Here is a 1,481-nt window from a genome sequence, read left to right as displayed (position 1 = left end):
ATAGTACTGTCTCGTTGGATCGTAGATGTTTATAAGAGACATCATATAGGTATTGTGTATTTTCATAAATTAATAAAGTTTATGTTATTACATATTACAAATAACATACTTTCTGTCTACAAATTTCATATTTTTATCATCTGTTTTTATATTTCTGTAAAAGCATTTCATTTTTCATATGAATATTAAACAATATAAAATCCACATAAAGGATGTGATTCAATGTCAAAAAAACAATATAAAATATTTAAGATAATGAGCAAATTTGCTTTCATGTTTGTAGGAGCTACTCTAGCTTCTGTAGCTCTGGAATTATTTTTAATTCCTAATAATGTAATAGATGGTGGTGTTACCGGTATATCTATTATATCCAGTTATCTTACAAAATTACCTCTTGGACTATTTATATTTGCATTAAATATACCTTTCCTGTTAGTAGGATATAAACACATTGGAAAAACTTTCACCCTTTCAACTTTATTTTCCGTAACATCCCTGTCAATTATGGTATCTATTCTTAAACCAATTCCTGGTTTTACAAATGATACTCTCCTGGCTTCGGTTTTTGGTGGAATAATACTTGGAGTTGGAATTGGATTGATAATAAGAAATGGAGGTTCTTCAGATGGTACCGAAATCATAGCTATAATTTTGGACAAGAGAACAGGTTTTTCTATAGGTGAAATAGTTATGTTTTTCAATGTATTTATACTGAGCAGTGCCGGCCTTGTATTTGGATGGGACAGGGCTATGTATTCGCTTGTAACTTATTTTATAGCTTTTAAAGTAATTGATATAACTGTAGAAGGACTTGATGAATCAAAAGCTGTGCTTATAATTTCAGACAAATATGAAGATATAACTGAAGCAATTTTGGCAAGGCTGGGAAGAGGTGCTACGCTTTTAGATGGTAAAGGTGGTTATACCAGTACTCCGACCAATGTAATATATGTAATAGTATCCCGTCTTGAAATAGCTAAATTAAAATCAATAGTTTATGGTTTCGATCCCACTGCACTTATGACCATTGGCAACGTTGAGGTTTCGGGAAAGAGTTATAAGAAAAAATCAATACATTAACATAAGATACCAATTAGCAAATACGTAAAAAGTATATTTTTCGTATCTGCTAATTGTATATTAAGAAACTCTAGTTCCAGATATCTTCAGTCAAAGAATCAATTTTCTTTTTCCTTTTTTCAGTTTCCTCTATGTTTACAGTTATTTTATCTTTACATACGTCGAGTACACAGCCTTCTTTTACATTTTTAGGTAAATTTATTCTCTTTATATCAATCATGGTCTTATCCTCTTTTTCACAAACGGCATAGGGTCCTTCAAACCTGTCTATTATAACTCTCATTTTTAAATCTTCCACCTCCTAAAATTTAACCAATCTTTTCAGCATAAATATGTCAAATATCAAATATTATATAATTGATACTGTAACTAGAATATATTTCTTTTATCAATTAATATAT

2 protein-coding genes are annotated in these 1,481 nt (G+C 29.7%); one reads left to right on the top strand and one right to left on the bottom strand.

Annotated features, from left to right (window positions below; translation table 11 throughout):
• The first annotated feature begins 222 nt into the window (after positions 1-222).
• Positions 223-1,080, top strand: a complete 858-nt coding sequence (locus J5G60_RS18275; protein ID WP_150358815.1) for a YitT family protein — start codon at positions 223-225, stop codon at positions 1,078-1,080.
• Positions 1,081-1,150: 70 nt separating this feature from the next.
• Here J5G60_RS18275 and J5G60_RS18270 read toward each other — a convergent pair whose 3' ends face one another.
• Positions 1,151-1,363 carry a DUF3006 domain-containing protein gene (locus J5G60_RS18270; protein WP_179977360.1) on the bottom strand — a complete coding sequence of 71 codons (213 nt, stop codon included), beginning with the start codon at positions 1,361-1,363 and terminating at the stop codon, positions 1,151-1,153.
• Between the last annotated feature and the right edge of the window lie 118 nt (positions 1,364-1,481).

It is taken from the genome of Clostridium sp. HV4-5-A1G (assembly GCF_900184915.1).
GTDB classification, from domain to species: domain Bacteria; phylum Bacillota; class Clostridia; order Clostridiales; family Clostridiaceae; genus Clostridium_B; species Clostridium_B aromativorans.
The sequence above is the reverse complement of the archived record's forward strand: the minus strand, read 5'-3'. Positions and strand labels throughout refer to the sequence as shown.

Excerpts from the sequence above, each read along its gene's own strand:
- J5G60_RS18270 (WP_179977360.1), bottom strand. The coding sequence starts at position 1,363 with ATGAGAGTTATAATAGACAGGTTTGAAGGACCCTATGCCGTTTGTGAA.
- J5G60_RS18275 (WP_150358815.1), top strand. The coding sequence starts at position 223 with ATGTCAAAAAAACAATATAAAATATTTAAGATAATGAGCAAATTTGCT.